Annotated in this window: 1 protein-coding gene; it reads right to left on the reverse strand. The window is 74.5% G+C overall.

Translation table 11 applies throughout. The features are described 5' to 3' along the window. A partial coding sequence (locus D180_RS21540) for a choice-of-anchor X domain-containing protein (RefSeq protein WP_043091518.1) occupies positions 1 to 545 on the reverse strand: 545 nt, incomplete at both ends.

Consider the following 545-nt stretch of genomic DNA (forward strand, 5'->3'; position numbering starts at 1 on the left):
CGGGTGCCGGGCTGTGCGCTGGCGGCGACGGCATCGGCGGTGATGCGCAAGGTGGTGTCCAGCACCGGCAGCACGTGCTCGCTGGTGCGCACGAAGGCCTGGCCGCCGGCGTCGTGGCCGTGCACCACCACCTGCGCGATGTAGGTGCCGGTGGCGATCGCCGGGAAGTCGCCGGCATACACGCCATCGCCCGCGGCGCCGTCGCCGTGGCGGCCGTCGTCGGCCATCGGCCACTGGCTGACGGAGCCGTCCGGCGCGATCACCCGCAGCTGCGCGGTGTCGATGCGGCCGCTGCCGGCGCTGCGCGCCAGCGACACGCCGCCCTGCGCATCGATGCCGCCGAGCAGGGCGGTCAGGCCGATACGCTGGCCGCGCTGCAGTTGCGCGCGGTCGCTGGGATAGGACGCCAGTTGCGTGCGCGGATCGCCCTCCATCAGCACGTAGCCACGCTGCGCCGTGTTGCTGCCATCGGCCTGCAGGGTCAGGGTCCAGTCGCCGTTGGCGGCGCTGTCCACGTGGTACTCGCGAGCCGGCAGCGCGGCGCC

It is taken from the genome of Xanthomonas sp. SHU 166, assembly GCF_000364685.1.
In the GTDB taxonomy this organism is placed as follows: domain Bacteria; phylum Pseudomonadota; class Gammaproteobacteria; order Xanthomonadales; family Xanthomonadaceae; genus Xanthomonas_A; species Xanthomonas_A sontii.